Genomic DNA, 18,077 nt, shown 5'->3' with positions numbered 1-18,077 from the left:
CAGGGCCCAGGAGCGCTACGAGGTCGTAGGCGCCCGCCCGCCCGGGGCGGGGTGGTCGAGAGGCCCGCCCATCCCGCCGGTCGAGATCAGTGATGCCAGTAGTCGCGATCGGGCAGTTCGACCCACGCATCGGGAGGCCCGACGACGGCACGCCGGTCGGTCGGACGCAGTCCTGCGAAGGCGCACGAGTAGGCCACGGCGTCGTGGCGGTAGAGGTAGGAAGCCAACACGTCCCCCGAGGGTTCGTCGTCGTACGGTCCACCGCCAGGGTGGAGGTCCGAGCCCTCCATACGTCCATGACGGGCGATGGAGCCCTGATTGCCGCTCTTGGGATTGGCGTACAGGCCGTAACAGACCGTGTCGGCGGACAACCGGGTCAGCACGCCGGGCATGTGCGGTGCGTATCCCCATGGCTGTGTCAGGACGCAGCCGCCCGGTACAGAGGTCACGCCGATGATCCGCAGACTCTCGTCCATGTCGTACTCGAACGGATCCTCCAGCAGCTCCTCGACGACGTCGTCACCCACCGGCGCCGCTTCCAGACGGCGAATCGCCTCGGCCGCGTCGATGCCGGCCACGCAGGCCAGCCCCGTACCGTCGTAGTAGAAGGTGCCCAGTGCCGAGGTGAGGCGCGCGGCCTCGTCCGCCGCTGCACGCTCCGCGTTCGTCAGGCGCACCCCCTCCGGTACCTCGAACAGGTCCGGCGTGGGCCCGGCCAGGCTCAGTCGTCCCGGCGACCAACCACCGAGAGCCGACCGCCAAGGATCAGCCCCGGCATCGGCGAGCGCTCGTGCGTTCTCCGGCTTCTTGGCCACGACGGCCTCCCAGAGTGCCGTCACGCCGTGCTCCAGTGCGTCCACATCCGAGACCCGACCGGCCAGCTCGGCGACGACCTCCGGAGACCCGAACACCGCCGCACGGTGCAGGGGCACACCTCCACCCCATTTCTCCGGATCGGCACCCTCGTCGAGGCGTTGACGCACGTCGTCGACATCGGTCCAGTCCCAGCCCATACCGGCCCAGCCATCACTCACCACTGCCACCAGCCCTCCCCTGTCGCGTCGCGGGCACTGCACACATCACGCTCGCACACGGGTCTGACATCGCGAGCGCCTGAGGCTGACGGTCGCTCCTGCGGCGTTGGCGGCCGCGATGCAGGGCGGGGGCTCGCGTCCGTCGGCGGGAAGCCTTCTCCGGGCGCCCCCTCGCGGCCCTTAGGTGGCCGGTCGGGGTAAACCCCCATGCGTGTCCGCCAGTTGGGAGGATGCGGCCGCCCCGCGGCGACGGCGAAGATCCTCCGTATGACGAAGATCAAGCGGAACACCGTCCTGCTCACCGCCTCCGCCGCGGTCCTCACGCTCACCGGGCCGGTCACCGCGTCCGCGGCGCCGACCGCTCCCACGACCACGACCGCGTCGCTCGACTGGACGACGTGCGGGGGCCGGGGGGCGGACACGCGCCAGGAGTGCGCGACGCTCGCCGTGCCGATGGACCACGCCCATCCCGAAGGCGAGCAGATCGAGATCGCGATCTCCCGCATACCCAGCGAGAAGCCCGGAGCCCGCAGGGGTGCCCTGTTCCTGATCCCCGGCGGGCCCGGCGGGTCCAGCATCGACGCCCCCTCCGGCAAGGGGCAGAAGCTGCCGCAGAGCGTGCGGGACGCCTACGACCTGATCGGCTTCGAACCCCGCGGCCTCGGCCGCTCCACACCGGTCGACTGCGGCCTCGAACCCGCCGACCTCGCGCCGTCCGCCCTGCGCCCCTGGCCCGCCCCCGACGGTTCCGTCACCGAAAACATGGTCACGGCGAAACGCCTCTCCGACGCCTGCGCACGCAACGGCGGTGAACTCATCCGCCACATCAGCACGGTCGACAACGCCCGCGACATCGACCGCATCCGGGCCGCGCTCGGCGAGGAGAGACTCTCGGCCTGGGCCGTCTCGTACGGAACGTACGTGGGCGCCGTCTACAGCCAGCTGTTCCCGCACCGCACCGACCGGATCGTGCTCGACAGCAACGACGATCCCGACCCCCGCCGGGTCGGCCGCGGTTGGCTCGCGGCGCACGAGCGGGGTGTCGAGGACACCTTTCCGGAGTTCGCCGAGTGGGCCTCGGCGCCGGACAACGAGGACCGCCTCGCGGAGACGGCGGCCGAGGTGCGTCCGCTCTTCCTCCGCCTCGCCGCCCGCCTGGACCGCGAACCGATCCCCTGGCCCGACGCCAACCCGGCCGTACTGAACGGCAACGTACTGCGGCAGACCATGCTCAACGCGATGGACGACCCCGACGATTTCCCCGGCCTCGCCCGCCTGATGCGCGGCGCTCTGAAGGGGGACCTGCCGCCCGCGCCCCCGGCGCCGCCCGAGAAGGCGGTCCAGAACGCCGTCGCCGTCGGCTCCGCGACCCTCTGCAACGACGTCGCGTGGCCCACGTCACCTGCCGTGTACCAGAAGGGCGTCGCCGAGAGCCGCGCCACGTATCCGCTGACCGCCGGCATGCCCAGGAACGCGATGCTCTGCGCAGCCTGGCCCTACCGGGCGAAGCAGGCCACCCGCATCACCGACCGTGGCCCGTCCAACATCCTTCTCGTCCAGAACGAGCGCGACCCCAACACCCCGCTGAGCGGTGCCCTGAAGCTGCGTGAGGCGCTCGGCCACCGTGCCGTCATGGTGACGGCCGACGCCACCGGCCACGACGCCTACCTCGCCAACGGAAACGCGTGTGGCGACCGCACGGTGTCCCGCTTCCTGGCCACGGGGCAGCGTCCGGCGCACGACACCTCCTGCGCCCGATCTTGAGACGCAACCCGTGGGAGTCGCGGGTGCCGCGTCACCGCGGTCCCAACCGGTCCAGTGCGGACTGGCTCTCGTCGTCCGCAGCGCGGTAGATCACCAGCCGCTGGTCCGGATCTTGAAGCGGCGCGAGCACTTCGAAATGCACGGCGATCACGCCGATGTCAGGATGCCGCAGAACCTTGTGGCCGCGACCGTTGACCTTGACGTCGCGCTCGCCCCAGAATTGCGCGAACTCCGCGTCACGGGTGGCGAATTCGGAGATCCGGTCGGCCAGCTCCCGGTCCTCGGGATGGGCGGCCCAGGCAGCGCGCAGGTGGGCGACACCTTCCCGTACGACGCGTTCGCGGTCGACGTAGAAGTCACGCATCCCCGGATGCATCAGACACAACCACATCGCATTGCGCTGTGACTGCGGCAACGTATCGAAATCCAGGAGCAGCCGCGCTATTTCGCCGTTCCAGGCGAGGATGTCGTAGCGGTGGTTCATCAGCATGGCGGGCAACGGAGACAGGTCGGCGACCAGCTGGGCCAGCTGCGGCGGCGCGGTGGTCGCGGACTTGCCGGAGTTGCGGGGGCGCTGCTGGGCCAGGTCGAAGAGGTAGGTGCGTTCGTCGGGGGTCAGGCGCAGCGCTCGGGACAGTGCTTCCACCACGTCGACCGAGGGCCGTAGCCCGCGGCCCTGCTCCAGGCGCACGACGTAGTCGACGCTGACTCCGGCCAGTTCGGCGACCTCTTCGCGGCGCAGTCCCGGGGTCCGCCGGGGCTGCCGACGCGAAGACAGACCGAAGTCGTGCGGGTCCAGGCGCTCACGTCGGGCCCGCAGGAACGCGGCGAGTTCCTGCGTCGTGTCCGCGGTGCTGGTCATCGCGTTCGATGCTACAGCCCGGGTAGGACTGGCTTTCCCAGGAACTCCTCTCCCTTACCCCCGACTTGCGGCAGCCACAGGCTTGGTTTCGGCAACGAGGCACAAGCACAGGAGGACACGATGTCGCTCACCCTGGACACCTACCGGCTGCTGGGCCGCTCCGGGCTGCGGGTCTCACCGCTGGCGCTGGGAGCGGCGACCTTCGGCACCGAGTGGGGCTGGGGCGCCGAGCGGGACGAGGCGCGCAAGCTGTTCGACCTCTACGTCGAGAGCGGTGGCAACTTCATCGACACCGCCAGTACCTACACGAACGGCAGCTCCGAGCGGCTGCTGGGCGAGTTCACCCGCTCGAGCCGCGAAAGTCTGGTGCTGGCGACGAAGTTCTCGACGCTGCGGCGGCCCGGCGATCCGAATTCCGGAGGGAATCATCGCAAGGCCCTGTTCGGTTCGGTGGAGGACAGTCTGCGCCGACTGAAGACGGACTATCTCGACCTGCTCTACCTGCACGTGTGGGATTTCACGACGCCGGTCGAGGAGATCCTGCGCGCCATGGACGATCTGGTCCGGCGGGGCAAGGTCCTGTACGTGGGGATCTGCAACGTCCCGGCCTGGCAGGTCTCCCGCATGCAGGCGATCGCCGACCTGCGGGGCTGGTCGCCGCTGGTCGCGCTGCAGACCGAATACAACCTGATCGAACGCACCGGGGAGCGTGATCTGATCCCCATGGCGCGCGAGATGGGGCTGGGGGTGGTCCCGTTCTCACCGCTGGCCGGCGGGGTGCTCACCGGGAAGTACAGCCGCGACGACCTGACCGCGACGCAAGAGGGCGCCGACGGCACCCGCAAGGGGTTCAACAGAGCCAACGGCGCGCTCACCGAGCGCAATCTCGCCATCGCGGACGTCGTGAAAGCGGTCGCCGCGGAGCAGGGCAGAACCCCCGGCCAGGTCGGGCTGGCATGGCCCCTGCAGAACCCGGGCGTGACGGCACCGATCATCGGCGCCCGCACCCCCGCGCAGCTCAAGGACAACCTGGGTGCCCTGGACGTCGAATTCACCGCATCCCAACTGGCCCGCCTCGAAGAGGCCGGCGCGATCGGGCTGGGCTTCCCGCACGACTTCCTCGCCAGCGACAGGGGCCGCACGCTGAACAGCGGCGAACTGAAGATCGAGCCGCGCCGCTGACGTCCGATCGAGCGCCGGGGGGCAGCGGTGCCACCGCTGCCCCCCGGCACGTCCTCGGCTGCCGATCAGATTCCGAGGGGAGAAGCGCCACGGGTCGAAAAGGCAGTGGGCGGGGCGCCACCAACCCCCTCAGGCCGAGACAGGCAGCGCCTGCGGATCCACCTCGCAGTGCTCCACCAAGCGGGCAAGGCCGCTGCCGCCGACCTCCACCCGGGTCGTCGCCTTTCCGTTCGCGGGGACCTTCACCTTCTCGGACTGCTCGACGACGGTGATGCCGTCGGCGTCCACGAACGTGACCGAGACCCAGAAGCGGCCGGCCCTGTCGTTCTTGTTCGTGACCTTGACCGTCGCGTACGGGGCCGCCTTCGACGCGCAGCGCACCAGCTTCGCCGTCGCGTCCTCCGTGCGCTTACTCCCTGAACCGGAAGAGGTGGACCCGGTGGAGTCGTCGGTCGGCAGCCGCCGGCGCGTGTTGCCGCTACCCCTGTCCCCGCTGCTGTCGCCGCTGCCGTACATGTCGTCATCGTCGTCGTAGCCCGACCCGGACGTCGACGACCCGAACGTGCCCGAGCTGTTCGACGACGAACTGTCGTGGTCCTGGCTCGAGCTGCTGCAACCGCCGCCGCCACCCCCGCCGCTGTGACGGCTGCCGCCACCGTGGCCCCGGCCCGTCGTGAAGCCGGTCAGGGCGAGCGACGACAGCGTCAGCGCGGCGGTGATCTTGAGAATGCGCCCCCTGTTTGTCATCCGATCATTGTTGTGACCGTGCGCCGCTTCTGGCAAATGGGCGCGGCGTCGCACATCCCTTCTGCGCAGGGCGCGTTGAATCGGAGTGGATGTCACGACGCGGTGGGAGACATGGATCTGAACACGGTTCTCGACGTGTGCGACGCTCGCCGTCGCGGGCCCTGGCGGCCGGGCGACGCCTGGCTCGGTGGGGGGACGTACCTCTTCTCCGAACCCCAGCCGCAGCTGCGGCGCCTGGTGGACCTGAGCCGGCTGGGCTGGGAGCCGCTCCGCACGCTGCCGGACGGCGCGGTGCGGATCTCCGCTACGTGCACGATCGCCCAGCTGTCCCGGTTCGGGCGGACGCTCGACGCGGCGGCCGCCCCTCTCTTCGACCAGTGCTGCCGCGCTTTCCTCGCCTCGTTCAAGATCTGGAACATGGCGACCGTCGGCGGCAACCTCTGTCACGCGCTGCCCGCGGGACCGATGATCTCCCTCACCGCCGCCCTCGACGGCGAGTGCTCGCTCCAGGCCCAGGACGGGTCGCTCCGGCGGGTGCGCACGGTGGACTTCGTCACCGGGGACGGCAGCAAGGAGCTCGCCGAGGGCGAACTGCTGCGCTCGGTGACGGTTCCCGCCCGCGCCCTGCGGTGCCGTACGGCGTTCCGCCAAGTGTCGCTGTACGGCCTCGGACGCTCCGGTGCTCTCGTCATCGGGACGCTCGACCCGGCGGACCGTTCGCTGGCCCTGACCATCACGGCCGCGACCCGTCGGCCGTTCCGGCTGTCCTTCGCGCGGCCCCCGGGCGAGAGTGAGCTGCGCGCGGCGATCACGTCGGCCGTCGCCGACTCCGACTGGTTCGACGACATCCACGGACTGCCCGAGTGGCGGCGGCACATGACCCTCCGCCTCGCCGAGCAGATCCGCCGCGAACTCACCCTGAAGGGTGCGCGATGACCTTCACGGTCCGGGTCAACGAGCAGTCGTACGACGCCGCGCCGCGCCCCGGCCAGTGTCTGCGCACCTATCTGCGCGAACGCGGCTGGTTCGGGGTGAAGAAGGGCTGCGACGCGGGGGACTGCGGGGCCTGCACGGTTCATGTGGACGGCGAGCCGGTGCACAGCTGCCTCTATCCCGCCGTGCGGGCGCGCGGGCGGTCCGTCACCACCGTCGAGGGTCTCGCGGACAAGGACGGGAGCGAGGGTGGGGGCGGCGGGGGACTTCATCCCGTGCAGCAGGCCTTCCTTGACGCCCAGGGCTTTCAGTGCGGGTTCTGCACCGCCGGGTTCCTGATGACCACCGTCGCCCTCGAGGACGCGCTGGACGACCTGCCACACGCCCTCAAAGGCAACATCTGCCGCTGCACCGGATACCGCGCCATCGAGGACGCCGTCCGCGGCCTGCGGCACACCGAAACCCCCTGCGCCGGGCAGACCGTGGGCGCCAGCCCCGGCGCCCCGGCCGGCCGCGAGATCGTCACCGGCACCGCCCGGTACACCTTCGACGTCGAGGTGCCCGGCCTGCTCCACATGAAGCTGCTGCGCTCCCCGCACCCGCACGCCCGTGTCGTCGCCGTCGACACCTCAGCGGCGCTCCGCGTCCCCGGCGTGCACGCCGTGCTCACCCACGAGGACGCCCCCGCCACGCTGTACTCCAGCGCACGCCACGAGGACCCCACCGACGATCCCGGCGACACCCGCGTCCTGGACGACACCGTCCGGCACGTCGGCCAGCGTGTCGCCGCCGTCGTCGCCGACAGCGAGCAGGCGGCGGAGGAAGCCTGCCGGCACATCGACGTGACGTACGAGCGACTGCCCCACGTCACCGACCCGGAGGAGGCCATGCGCCCGGGCGCGCCCGTCATCCACGCCGGGAAGGGGCCGCAGGCACGGATCGCCCGCGTCGAGAACAACGTGGCAGGCGAGGTGCACGCGGAGGTCGGCAGCGTCGACGACGGGTTCGCCGAAGCCGCGGTCGTCCACGAGGGCACCTACCGCACGCAGCGCGTCCAGCACGCGAGCCTGGAGACGCACGGCTGCGTCGCCCACTTCGAGGAGAGCGGGGCGGCGGAGCGCCTCACCGTCCGTACCAGCAGCCAGACCCCCTTCCTGACCCGGCGAGCGCTGTGCACCCTGTACGGCCTGCCGGAGGACAGCGTCCGCGTCGTCACGGGACGCGTCGGCGGAGGCTTCGGCGGCAAGCAGGAGATGCTGACCGAGGACGTCGTCGTCCTCGCCGCGCTCACACTGCGCCGTCCCGTCAAGCTGGAGTACACCCGCGCCGAGCAGTTCCACGGCGCCACCACCCGGCACCCGTTCACGATCCGCGTCAAGGTCGGCGCCCGCGCCGACGGCACGCTGACCGCCCTCCAGATGCGAGTGGTCTCCGACACCGGGGCATACGGCAACCACGGGCCCGCCGTGCTGCTCCGCAGCGTCACGGAACCCTTCGCCCTCTACCGGGCCCCGCACAAGAAGGTCGACGCCTACGCCGTCTACACCAACAGCGTTCCGTCGGGCGCCTTCCGGGGGTACGGCCTGGGACAGGTCACCTTCGCCGTCGAGTCCGCCATGGACGAGACGGCGCGTCGCCTGGGCATGGACCCGCTCGACTTCCGCGAGAAGAACCTCATCGGCCCCGGCGACCGCCCGACCGGCCCGGCCGGTGAGGACGAGGACCTGCACATCGGCTCGTACGGCCTCGGCCGGTGTCTGACGGTCGTTCGCGACGCCGTCGCGGAGGACAGGAGTGTCGACGCCGTCCCGGAGGGGTGGCTGACGGGCCAGGGCGCGGCGGTCGCGATGATCGCCACCGGGCTCCCCGGCGGGCACCACGCCGACGCGCGTGTCCGCCTCCTCGCCGACGGGACGTACGACCTGGCCACCGGCACGGCGGAACTCGGCAACGGCAGCACCACCGTCCACGGACAGATCGCCGCCGGGGCGCTCGGCACGACCGTGGACCGGATCGGAGTGCGCCAGTCGGACACCGACGTCGTCCGGCACGACACCGGTGTCTTCGGTTCGACCGGCACGGTCGTCGCCGGCAAGGCGGTCCTGCTCGCCGCGGAATCCCTGGCCGGGCGCGTCGAGGCCTTCGCTGCACGGCACACGGGGGTGGCCCGCCCCCGGTGCGTGCTCGGCGCGGACGCGGTCGACTGCGCGGGGCGCCGCGTCCCGCTGACGGCGCTGTACGAGGCGGCCCGTGCCGAGGGCGCCCAGGAGGGATTCGTGGGGGAGGGGCACTGGGACGGCAGCCCCCGCTCCGTCGCCTTCAACGCCCAGTGGTTCCGCATCGCCGTCGACCCGGACACCGGCGAGATGCGGATCCTGCGCAGCGTGCACGCCGCGGACGCGGGCCGGGTCCTGAACCCGCTGCAGTGCCGCGGACAGATCGAGGGCGCGGTCGCCCAGGCGCTCGGCGCCACGCTCTTCGAGACCGTCCGGCTCGACGGGCGCGGCGAGGTCACCACGGCGGCCTTCCGCCGCTACCGCCTCCCGCACTTCGCCGACGTGCCGCGCACCGAGGTCCACTTCGCGGACACGACCGACGCGATCGGCCCGCTCGGAGCCAAGTCGATGAGCGAGAGCCCCTTCAACCCGGTGGCCCCCGCCTTCGCCAACGCCCTGCGCGACGCCACCGGCATCCGGTTCACCGAGACGCCGATGACCCGGGACCGCGTCTGGCTGGCCATGAACCGGCAGGGGGCGGCGGGCTACGCGGCGGACCGGTCGGAGGACGGCCACAGGTAGGGCAGGTCGTCGGGGACGCCGGGGAAGAGCGGGGCGTAGACCTCCGGCGCCTTGCGCACCAGCGCCGACCGGTGGCTGCGGTGGAAGGCCGGGTCCCCGAGCCAGGGCGGCAGCTCGCCCTCGTCGGCGAGCTCTTCCTGCGCGCGCACGGCGGTGCCCGGACGGTGCTGCGCGAAGTCGGTGAGCAGGGTGGTGGCGCAGGTGTCGGTACGGCCCTCCGCCACCCACACCGCGCACACGTCGAGGCCGTAGCGGACGAGGGCCTCCTCGTAGCCGGTCCACATGCGGACCGCGGGGTGGTGCCGCCAGCCGTAGCCGGGCACGGTCAGGCCGCGCAGCACTTGGAGGGCCTCGACGCGCTGTTTGCCCAGGCGGGCCTGGTCGAGGACCGCGGCGGACCGCGTGAATTCGGGGTACGGGAGGAAGGTCTGCACGGTGCATGCCTACCGCGGCGGCCGTGATCCCACCCGTCCCGTCCGCCTCCCACCGGGCGGACCGGTCAGGGCAGGGGGCCTCCGCGGGCGGCGACCCACAGGTCGTACCACTCCTCGTGGGTGAGTTCGGGTTCCCGGACGACGGCGTCACGGCAGGCGAGGATGCGCTCGGGACGGCTGGTGCCGATGACAGGCGCGATGCGGGCCGGGTGGCGCTGGAGCCACCACAGCAGGATCGTCTCCGGCGTCGTCCTTTTGCGTTCGGCGAGGCCGGTGACGAGCTCCGCGGCCGCGGAATCCCGGGGGTCGGTCGCATGCGGGGGACCGGTGTAGCGGCCCTGGGCGAGGGCGCCCCACGCCTGGAGCTGGATCCCGCGCGCCCGGCAGTACTCGACGGTGCCGTGCGGGAAGCCGATCTCGGCCGCCGCCGGGGTGTTCACGAGGACGCCCGCCTCGACCCAGTCCCGGCTGCCGAGGCCCATCTCCAACTGGTCGGCGACCAGCGGGACGTCGAGGTGGGCCTGGAGCTGCTCGATCTGTGCGGCGCTCATGTTGGACACGCCGAAGCGGCGCACGAGCCCCTGCCCGTGCAGCGAGGTGAGCGCCTTCGCGGTGTACTGCGGGTCGGCCAGCGGATCGGGGCGGTGCAGAAGCAGTACGTCGATGGTGTCGGTACGCAGCCGGGTGAGACTCTCCTCGACGGACCGGACGATGTGCTGGGACCGCAGGTCGTACATGCCGGGATGGTGCCCGTCGGCCTGCCGGATGCCGCACTTGGTCTGCAGGACGATCCGCTCCCGCAGACCGGGCGCCCTGGCGAGCAGTTCGCCGAACACCGCCTCGGACTTGCCCCGACGGTAGATGTCCGCGTGGTCGAACGCCGTGATGCCGATGTACAGCGCGGCCTCCACAGCGGCTTCGGCGTGGGCGATGTCCGCGGCGGTGTACGGGGCGTCGTCCCAGGTGCCGCCCAGCCCCATGCACCCGTACAGCGGCCGTCCGGCGGATACGTCGGTCTGCTCTGTCATACGTCGGCTTCCCTGCCTTCCCTCATGCACGTCATTCTGCGGGTACGGATACCCACGGGAGGGACTTCGACCGGTTTCTCCGCGTCGGCCGGTGAAAATGGGGCAGACTCGGTCCGGCAGACCGACCCGGAACGCGGAACGACCCAGGCACCGCCGAGGAGAACGTGGCCGACATCCCGAACCCCGGCCGATACGGCAGGCAGACCACACCGACCAGGCCGAGCACACAGTCAGGGCAGACCAGGCACGGAAGGCTCTCCGTCGTGCGCTCCGCCGTCGACGGCGTCCGTATCGTCGCTCTGTACGGAGAGATCGACCACGCCGTCAAGGACGAGTTCAGTCAGGCCCTGATCCCCGCGGACGGCGTGCCGCCGCCGCGGACCGTCGTCGACCTCAGCGACGTGACCTTCATGGACTCCAGCGGCATCAACGTCTTCATCGCCGCACATCACACCGTCAAGGACGCACAGGGCTGGCTGCGCATCGCCGCTCCCAGCGAGTCCGTGCTGCGCGTCATCCAGCTCATCGGCCTCGACACGGTGATCCCCTGTCACCCCACTCTCGAACAGGCTAGGACCGCCTGACGCCCGGGGCCGTGCGCACCGCGGCGCGCCTGATCTTGCCCATCGAGCTCTTCGGCAGTGAGGCGACGAAGTCGACCTCGGCGGGCACCTGATGGGGCAGGAGCCGGGCACGGCAGTGGGACGTCAGCTCCGTGGCGGGCAGCGTGGTCCGCGCCACCACGGACGCCCGTACGCGCTCGCCGCCGTCGCCGGTCGTCTCGCCCCAGACCACCGCCTCGGCGACCGAGGGGTGGGACAGGAGGACCTGCTCCACTTCGAGGGGGTTCACCTTCTTGCCGCCCACATTGATGAAGGAGTCCTTGCGCCCGACCAGGTGCAGGTGGCCCTCGGGGCCGACACGGGCGATGTCGCCGGTCCGGTACCAGCCGTCGGCGAAGGCCCGCCGGGTGGCGTCGTCGTGCCCGAGATAGTGCGTGAACATCGCGGGTGTCCGTACCAGCAGCGCCCCTTCCTCGCCGCGCGGCGCCTCCTCCCCCCGCTCGTCGACGACACGGATCCGCACGCCGGGCATGGGCCGGCCCACGCCGAGGTCCGCCGCGGAGCCGTCCTCCGGGTGCCGTGCGGCGATGACTCCGGCCTCCGTGCAGCCGTAGACCTGCTGGATGTCCAGACCCAGCCGGTCCTTCGCCCGCTGCGCCACGGCGGGCGGCAGGGCCGCCCCCGAGGACAGGCACAGGCGGAGGGCGCGGGGCACGGGCGAGCCCGCGCCGGCCGCGCGGGTCGTCAGGTCGTAGACCATGGGGGCGGCGACGAGGACCGTGCAGGCGTGCTCGTCCAGGGCGCGCAGGAGCCGGGCGGGGGTGAAGCGGCCGAGGAGGACGAGCTCCGCCCCGGCGCGCAGAGCGGTGACCAGCCCGGCCACCAGGCCGAAGGAGTGCAGCAGGGGGACGGCGGCCAGGATGCGGTCGTCCGCGGTGACCCCGTAGGAACGGGCGTAGATGTCACCGCCGTTGACGAGGTTGCGCTGTGTGTGGACGGCCACCTTGGGCTCTCCGGTCGAGCCGGACGTGTACTGGTGGAGGAAGGGGGCGTCGGGCGCGGCGGCCTCGTCGTCATCCGGGTCCCGGGAGGGCGCGTCGCTTCCCGGGTCCTCCACGGGCACGAGCGCGCAGTCGAGTGGGTCCGGGCCCTTCGCGCCGTCCAGCGCGGTGAGTCTCGCGGCATGGCCCACGACGGACAGTGGGCCCAACTTCTCTCGCACGACGGTGAGTTGTGAGCGCGGAGTGCCGGGTTCCAGGGGGACGAGCCGCAGCCCGAGACGGGCCGCCGCGAGGAGCGCGACGACCGAGTCCGGGGTGTTCTCCAGGAGCAGCCCCGCCGTGCCGCGCTCGGTGACGCCGAGTGCCCTGAAGCGGCGCGCGGCGGCCAGCACCTTCTCGTGCAGCTCGCCGTAGGTCAGCACGGCGTCCTCACCGCGTACGGCGATGGCGCGGGGGCGGGCCCGGGTGGCGTTGTCGAGCAGTTCCCACAAGGTTGTCGGGCCGGGCCGGTCGAGCCCGTCCGCCTCGCTCTCAGACGCGGTGACCATCGACCACGCTCTCCTCTCCGTCCTGGTCCGTGTGTCCGTTCGCCGACGCGACGGCGCCCGCGAGCGGCGCGGGTGCGGCGGGCCGGAGCTCCATGGGCTCGGCGGCCTCGGCGGGGTCCTCGTCGGGCTGCTGGTGACGGAAGTAGCGTTCGTAGAGGCGTCGGTACGCCCCGCCCCGTGCCAGCAGCGTGGCGTGGTCGCCCTCCTCGATGATCCGGCCGTCGTCGACGACGACGATCGTGTCCGCCTTGCGGACCGTGGGCAGGCGGTGCGCGACGACGATCGTCGTGCGGTCCGCGGCGAGAGCCTCGAGCCCCTCCTGGATCTGTGCCTCCGTCAGCGGGTCGATGCTCGCGGTGGCTTCGTCGAGGATCAGTACGGGCGCGTCCTGGAGGAAGACGCGGGCGAGCGCGACGATCTGGCGCTGGCCGGTCGACAGGTTCCGGCCGCCGTCGTCGGTGGGCGTGTCCAGACCCTGCGCGAGCTGCTCGAGCCAGTCGCCGCCCGCCACCGCACGCGCCGCGGCCTCGATCTCGTCGCGTCCGGCGCCCGGCCGGCCACGGGCGATGTTGTCCGCGACCGTCCCGGAGAAGAGGAACGGCGTCTGCGTCACCACGCCGAGGCAGCGCCGGTACTGGCCGAGGTCCAGGGTGCGCACGTCGAGACCGTCGACCTCGATGCTCCCCTTCTGGAATTCGTACGCGCGCATGATCAGCCGCACGACGCTCGACTTGCCGGCTCCGGTGTGGCCGACGAGTGCCACGGTGCGGCCCGCGGGGATGTCGAGGCTCACGTCGTTGAGTACGGGATGTTCGTCGTCGTAGCCGAAGTGGACGTCGCGCAGGGTGATCTCGCCGCGCAGGCGCGGCACCGGGATCCGGTCGCGCTGCCGCACCGTCGACTCGCGGTCGACGAGGGCGAAGACCCGCTCGCCCGCGGCCAGGCCCTGCTGGAGCTGGCTCCAGAAGGAGGCGATGCTGGTGAGCGGCGACCAGAACAGGGCCAGGGCCTCCAGGAACAGCACCCACTCGCCCGCCGACACCGACCCCGAGTCGACGCCGTGCCCGCCCACCAGGACCACCGCGACCGTGCCGAGTCCCGTGAGGGAGATCAGCAGCGGAAAGATGCCGCTGAACAGGCGGTTCAGCCGCACGCTGGCCTTGAACCAGCGGTCGTTGACCTCGTCTAGGCCGGCCTGCGCGGACTGCTGGTGGCTGTGGTTGCGCGCCACGGCGATGCCTCGCAGCGTCTCCTGCACATAGCCGTTGACCTCGGCCAGGGCCTGCTGCTGGCGCAGCGACGCGCTGCGTGCGGCGCGCCGGAAGGCGAGGCTGACGGCGACGATGACCGCGGCCACCAAGGCCGTCACCAGGGCCAGCGGTACGTTGATGACGAACAGGGCGGTCAGCAGGATCACGATCATCAGTACCTGGCCGAGCAGGCTCAGCATCAAGGTGATCAGCGTCGCGAACGCCTGGGTGTCGTTGGTGACGCGGCTGACGACGACACCGGTGGGGTGGGCGTCGTGGAACGCCATGTCCTGGCGCATGGCCGCCGCGAACGCCCGCTCCCTCAGCTTGAGCACGACGTCACCGGCCATGGTTCCGGCCGCGCGCTCCTGGAGGAGGTTCAGCAGCCAGGCGGCGATGCCGGCGGCGAGGATGGCCGCGACCAGCAGGACGAGACGGCCGTCGCTGTCGTCCCCCAGAGCCGAGTCGACGGTCCGCGCGAGGAGCAGCGGCACGGCGCTGCCCGCCGTGGCGGCGACGATCACGGCGAGGGTCACGAAGACGACCGCCCGGCCCTTGCCGCGGAAGTACGGGGCGATACGGCGGGCCAGCTCGCGGTCGCCGTAACGGCGGTCGTAGCCCTCCGGGTCGAGGCCCTCCAGCAGATGCGCCATCAGTGGCTCTCCTCCTTGGCGCCCGCGGAATCCGGGCCGCCGGGTGCCGGCGTGCTCAGATAGGGCGCGAAGATCCTGCGGTACAGAGAACAGTCCCGCAGGAGCTGTTCGTGACTGCCCTGGTCGACGATCCGGCCGGCGTCCAGGACGAGGATGTGGTCGGCCGCCCGGATGCGGGACAGCCGGGGCGTGACGAGGAACGTGGTGCGTCCGTCCGAGGCCTGCCGCATGGCGCGCTGCACCTCGTACTCGGTGGCGCTGTCGACCGCACTGGTCGCGTCGTCCACGGCGAGGACGCGCGGGTCGGCGATCAACGCGCGTGCGATGGCGACCCGCTGGCGCTGCCCGCCGGAGAGGGTGGCTCCGCGTTCGCCGACGACGGTGTCGTAGCCCTTCTCGGTCGCCATGATGAAGTCGTGCGCCTGCGCGATGCGGGCCGCGGCCTCGATGCGGGAGCGGTCGGACCCGTTGTCCGAACCGAGGCTGAGGTTCTCCGCGATGGTGCGGGAGAACAGCATCACGTCCTGCTCGATGACGGAGGTGCGCGAGCGCAGCGCCCCGATGTCCCAGTCCGTGGTGGCGACGCCGTCGATGAGGACGCGTCCGTCGTCCGGTGTGTAGGTGCGGTTCAGCAGGTGCAGGAGGGTGGACTTGCCGCTGCCCGTGGCGCCGACGATGGCGACGGTGGTGCCGGGGGCCACCCGGAACGACACGTCGCGCAGGACCGGCTTGCCGGGTTCGTAGCCGAACGTGACGTTCTCCATGGCGACTTCGCCGACGACGGGCGCGGTGTGCCGGCCGCCGCGCTCGTCCTCGCCCTCGGGGTCGTCGACGACCTCCTTGATGCGCTGCGCTCCCGCCATGCCGAGGTAGATCAGCCCGAGGCTGAAGGACGCCAGCTGGGTGGGTGCGCGCAGGGTGCCCATCAGCCCCAGGACGGCGACGAGTTCGCCGATGCTCAGGGAGCCGTCACGCAGCAGGATCACGGAGTGCACCAGGGCACCGACGGTGGCGAGGGCCAGCAGCAGCGGGGGCAGCGCCAGCGCCTGGGTGCGGACCTGGCGTACGGAGGCGTCCCGGTACTCCCGGGCGAGTTCGGTGAACCGGGCACGTTCCTGGTCGGCCCCGCCGGTCGACCCGACCACCTCGATCCCGGCGACGCTCTCCGAGGCCTGGGCCGTCATGTCGCCGAAGCGTTCGCGTGCCGCGTCGGACACGGGCTCCAGACGCCGCCCGTGTTCGGCGAGCGCCAGGGCGAACAGCAGGACGAAGGCGACGGGGGAGATCAGCAGCCTCGGATCGACCAGGGCGATGAACACGATCGGCATCAGGATGTTCAGCGCGAGGTCGACGGCCAGGTCGAAGCCCGGCGACACCATCAGGTTCAGCGACTCCGCGTCGCCGGTGGCCCGTGCGGACAGGTCGCCGACCCGCCGCCGGTTGAAGTAGCCCTGGCTCTTGCGCAGGAGGCTGGCGAAGACCTGGGCGCGCGCGTTGCGTTCGAGTCCGCTGGCGAAGGACTCCAGGCTGTACGTGGACATGATGCCGCCCAGCGCCCGGACGACCATGAGGGCGAGCAGCCCGCCGGCGATGGCGTGGAACGTACCGAAGTCGGGCGATCCGTCGTCCTGGTCGAGGACGGCGTCGAAGGCCAGACCGGTGACCAGCGGGATCGCCGCGGTCAGCGCCTGCCAGGCGAGACTGCCCAGCAGGAAGAGGGCGATGTACGGCCTGAAGGGCCGCATCTGGGCGAGCAGCCAGCGGGGGACGCTGCGCCGGTCGTCGGTTTCTTCGGCTGCCGTGGCGCCCGCCATGGTCTCGGCGGTCATCGGCGCTCCTTCTCCGTGTCGGGGGCCGTAGCGTCTCCGGGCCCGGCGAGGTCCGGTGGTCCGGAGGCCCGGAAAAGGCAGCGACGCATGGTTTCGGCCATCATTCAGCGAATTGGTGGGTGACGGGAACGCAAGGTTTTCCGGCCGTCAATGCGAATTCGTTTTGGCCGGAAGGGGGAGTGTCGCCGGACGCCCGCGCGAGCGGATCACCCGGCGCGCCGCGACGTGGGGCGGGCGGGGGCGGAGCGTGCCGTGGCATGGAAGCTACTGGTTTTCACCCCGAAAGGAAAGTCCGTCCCCGGGGGCGCGTTAATAGCTCTGAGTTGAAAATTAAATCAGTAGTACGGGTGGTGTGCCGACGTCTTTTTCGGGCCGCTCGGCCTGAACGTGTCGCGTCAACTGGAATGGTTGAAGTCGCTTGAAACGTCTGGGTACTGTGATGAGTGTCCAGTGCTGAAAAGCGCTTGCAACTGCGCGCCTATTGCAGGTGTGCGCGGTGGTGAGCCGGCCGCGGCCTGCCGGTGGACGGCGCGGGGGCGGCGTCATCTCCCCACGTCGGACACGGCAGGGCACGTGGCGACAGTGAGGAGGAATGCGAGTGAGTCAGGCGCTGTGCCACCCCCCGTTTCCAGGAGAGCAGCTCGTGGTGACCACTCTCGTGCGCAACGGATTCCTGCAGCTGGGGCTGCGGGCCGCACTGTCGACGGCCCCTCTGGTCAGGGACGTCAGACACTGCGGTGACTGGGGCGAGGTGGAGGAAACCTTAGGCAACAACCAAGTCGACGTGCTGTTCCTGCACGAGAAGGACTACAGCCCGGATCGAGGCGTGCTCGTGGATGCCCGGCGGCGCCGCCCGAAGATTCTCCTTCTGCTCACCACCACCGAGGTTCCCGAAGAGATACTCGCGGGTCCCTCGGTACCCGATGGATTCCTGGTGGAGAACGAGTTGACCGCCACCGCGGTCGAGGACGCGCTCCATGGCATCGTGGCCGGGGAGGTGCCCATGCCCACCTCGGTCACCCGGGCGCTTCTGCGGCGCGTCCGGGAGCCGGAACAGCAGCGCCGGCGCCGCGTCGGCAACCTCACGGGACGCGAGAACGAAGTGCTGCCGCTGCTCGCGGAGGGGCTGAGCAACAAACAGATAGCCCGGCGCCTCGGCATCTCGAGCCACGGCGTCAAACGCATCGTCGCCAGCCTGCTCCTCAAGCTCGGGGCACCCAACCGCACGGCCGCGGTGGTCACCGCCATCCAGAACGGTCTCATCACCTGACAGGAAGTCATGTCCCGGTCCGTTCGGTGGCCCGCGCGCCTCGGTGGCCCGCGCCTCGGTGTCGTGGGGTTCGGTGTCGCGGGGTTCGTCCCGGCGGGCGGACAGGGACGCTCCTTTTTCGTAAGGCCTACGTCACGCGTGACGGCCTTTCCGAATATCCGGAAATCCGCAAGCCGTGCGG

Annotated in this window: 14 protein-coding genes; 6 read left to right on the top strand and 8 right to left on the bottom strand. The window is 71.2% G+C overall.

Annotated features, from left to right (window positions below):
* Positions 1–86: 86 nt before the first annotated feature.
* The gene (locus AC07DO_RS09170) at positions 87–1,043 is read right to left on the bottom strand and encodes an ankyrin repeat domain-containing protein (RefSeq protein ID WP_479058027.1); all 957 of its coding nucleotides are present in this window, start codon (positions 1,041–1,043) and stop codon (positions 87–89) included.
* Between the two features lie 258 nt (positions 1,044–1,301).
* Between AC07DO_RS09170 and AC07DO_RS09165 the strand changes: the two genes are divergently transcribed.
* Positions 1,302–2,798, top strand: coding sequence for an alpha/beta hydrolase (locus tag AC07DO_RS09165; RefSeq protein ID WP_479058025.1), 1,497 nt, complete (start codon positions 1,302–1,304; stop codon positions 2,796–2,798).
* 31 nt (positions 2,799–2,829) lie between these two features.
* Here AC07DO_RS09165 and AC07DO_RS09160 read toward each other — a convergent pair whose 3' ends face one another.
* Positions 2,830–3,660 (bottom strand): helix-turn-helix transcriptional regulator, encoded by an 831-nt coding sequence (locus AC07DO_RS09160; RefSeq protein WP_479058023.1) that lies wholly within the window; start codon positions 3,658–3,660, stop codon positions 2,830–2,832.
* 120 nt (positions 3,661–3,780) lie between these two features.
* On the opposite strand from AC07DO_RS09160, the gene AC07DO_RS09155 reads away from it, so the two are divergent.
* The gene (locus AC07DO_RS09155) at positions 3,781–4,842 is read left to right on the top strand and encodes an aldo/keto reductase (protein WP_479058021.1); all 1,062 of its coding nucleotides are present in this window, start codon (positions 3,781–3,783) and stop codon (positions 4,840–4,842) included.
* A 129-nt stretch (positions 4,843–4,971) separates the two neighbouring features.
* On the opposite strand, the gene AC07DO_RS09150 is transcribed toward AC07DO_RS09155, so the two are convergent.
* The gene (locus tag AC07DO_RS09150; protein ID WP_479058019.1) at positions 4,972–5,589 is read right to left on the bottom strand and encodes a hypothetical protein; all 618 of its coding nucleotides are present in this window, start codon (positions 5,587–5,589) and stop codon (positions 4,972–4,974) included.
* Between the two features lie 111 nt (positions 5,590–5,700).
* Here AC07DO_RS09150 and AC07DO_RS09145 point away from each other — a divergent pair, with 111 nt between their 5' ends.
* Together AC07DO_RS09145 and AC07DO_RS09140 are read left to right on the top strand one after the other, a co-directional pair.
* Positions 5,701–6,525, top strand: coding sequence for an FAD binding domain-containing protein (locus AC07DO_RS09145; RefSeq protein WP_479058017.1), 825 nt, complete (start codon positions 5,701–5,703; stop codon positions 6,523–6,525).
* Positions 6,522–9,320 (top strand): molybdopterin-dependent oxidoreductase, encoded by a 2,799-nt coding sequence (locus AC07DO_RS09140; protein WP_479058015.1) that lies wholly within the window; start codon positions 6,522–6,524, stop codon positions 9,318–9,320. Before AC07DO_RS09145 ends, AC07DO_RS09140 begins: the two co-directional genes overlap by 4 nt.
* Here AC07DO_RS09140 and AC07DO_RS09135 read toward each other — a convergent pair.
* Both AC07DO_RS09135 and AC07DO_RS09130 read right to left on the bottom strand, forming a co-directional pair.
* The gene (locus AC07DO_RS09135; protein WP_479058014.1) at positions 9,284–9,754 is read right to left on the bottom strand and encodes an MSMEG_6728 family protein; all 471 of its coding nucleotides are present in this window, start codon (positions 9,752–9,754) and stop codon (positions 9,284–9,286) included. The genes AC07DO_RS09140 and AC07DO_RS09135 overlap by 37 nt on opposite strands.
* Positions 9,755–9,819: 65 nt before the next feature.
* Positions 9,820–10,782 (bottom strand): aldo/keto reductase, encoded by a 963-nt coding sequence (locus AC07DO_RS09130; protein WP_479058012.1) that lies wholly within the window; start codon positions 10,780–10,782, stop codon positions 9,820–9,822.
* Positions 10,783–11,045: 263 nt separating this feature from the next.
* On the opposite strand from AC07DO_RS09130, the gene AC07DO_RS09125 reads away from it, so the two are divergent.
* Positions 11,046–11,366, top strand: coding sequence for an STAS domain-containing protein (locus tag AC07DO_RS09125; RefSeq protein WP_479058010.1), 321 nt, complete (start codon positions 11,046–11,048; stop codon positions 11,364–11,366).
* On the opposite strand, the gene AC07DO_RS09120 is transcribed toward AC07DO_RS09125, so the two are convergent.
* The 3 genes from AC07DO_RS09120 to AC07DO_RS09110 are packed head-to-tail and all read right to left on the bottom strand — an operon-like array spanning position 11,353 to position 16,626.
* Entirely contained in the window at positions 11,353–12,894 is a 1,542-nt protein-coding gene (locus AC07DO_RS09120; RefSeq protein ID WP_479058009.1) for a class I adenylate-forming enzyme family protein, read from the bottom strand. The two genes, AC07DO_RS09125 and AC07DO_RS09120, sit on opposite strands and share 14 nt — an antisense overlap.
* The gene (locus AC07DO_RS09115) at positions 12,878–14,797 is read right to left on the bottom strand and encodes an ABC transporter ATP-binding protein (RefSeq protein ID WP_479058007.1); all 1,920 of its coding nucleotides are present in this window, start codon (positions 14,795–14,797) and stop codon (positions 12,878–12,880) included. The genes AC07DO_RS09120 and AC07DO_RS09115 overlap by 17 nt, the downstream gene beginning before the upstream one ends.
* Positions 14,797–16,626 (bottom strand): ABC transporter ATP-binding protein, encoded by a 1,830-nt coding sequence (locus tag AC07DO_RS09110; protein ID WP_479058005.1) that lies wholly within the window; start codon positions 16,624–16,626, stop codon positions 14,797–14,799. The genes AC07DO_RS09115 and AC07DO_RS09110 overlap by 1 nt, the downstream gene beginning before the upstream one ends.
* A gap of 598 nt (positions 16,627–17,224) precedes the next feature.
* Here AC07DO_RS09110 and AC07DO_RS09105 point away from each other — a divergent pair.
* Complete coding sequence (locus AC07DO_RS09105; protein WP_479058003.1) at positions 17,225–17,896, top strand: response regulator transcription factor; 672 nt, start codon at positions 17,225–17,227, stop codon at positions 17,894–17,896.
* Positions 17,897–18,077 lie beyond the last annotated feature (181 nt).

It is taken from the genome of Streptomyces sp. NPDC045678, from assembly GCF_056432085.1.
This window is presented reverse-complemented; position numbering and strand designations above follow the sequence as displayed.

Coding starts and splice junctions, on each gene's coding strand:
- AC07DO_RS09165 (WP_479058025.1), top strand. CDS start 1,302: ATGACGAAGATCAAGCGGAACACCGTCCTGCTCACCGCCTCCGCCGCG.
- AC07DO_RS09160 (WP_479058023.1), bottom strand. CDS start 3,660: ATGACCAGCACCGCGGACACGACGCAGGAACTCGCCGCGTTCCTGCGG.
- AC07DO_RS09155 (WP_479058021.1), top strand. CDS start 3,781: ATGTCGCTCACCCTGGACACCTACCGGCTGCTGGGCCGCTCCGGGCTG.
- AC07DO_RS09150 (WP_479058019.1), bottom strand. CDS start 5,589: ATGACAAACAGGGGGCGCATTCTCAAGATCACCGCCGCGCTGACGCTG.
- AC07DO_RS09145 (WP_479058017.1), top strand. CDS start 5,701: ATGGATCTGAACACGGTTCTCGACGTGTGCGACGCTCGCCGTCGCGGG.
- AC07DO_RS09140 (WP_479058015.1), top strand. CDS start 6,522: ATGACCTTCACGGTCCGGGTCAACGAGCAGTCGTACGACGCCGCGCCG.
- AC07DO_RS09130 (WP_479058012.1), bottom strand. CDS start 10,782: ATGACAGAGCAGACCGACGTATCCGCCGGACGGCCGCTGTACGGGTGC.
- AC07DO_RS09120 (WP_479058009.1), bottom strand. CDS start 12,894: ATGGTCACCGCGTCTGAGAGCGAGGCGGACGGGCTCGACCGGCCCGGC.
- AC07DO_RS09115 (WP_479058007.1), bottom strand. CDS start 14,797: ATGGCGCATCTGCTGGAGGGCCTCGACCCGGAGGGCTACGACCGCCGT.
- AC07DO_RS09110 (WP_479058005.1), bottom strand. CDS start 16,626: ATGACCGCCGAGACCATGGCGGGCGCCACGGCAGCCGAAGAAACCGAC.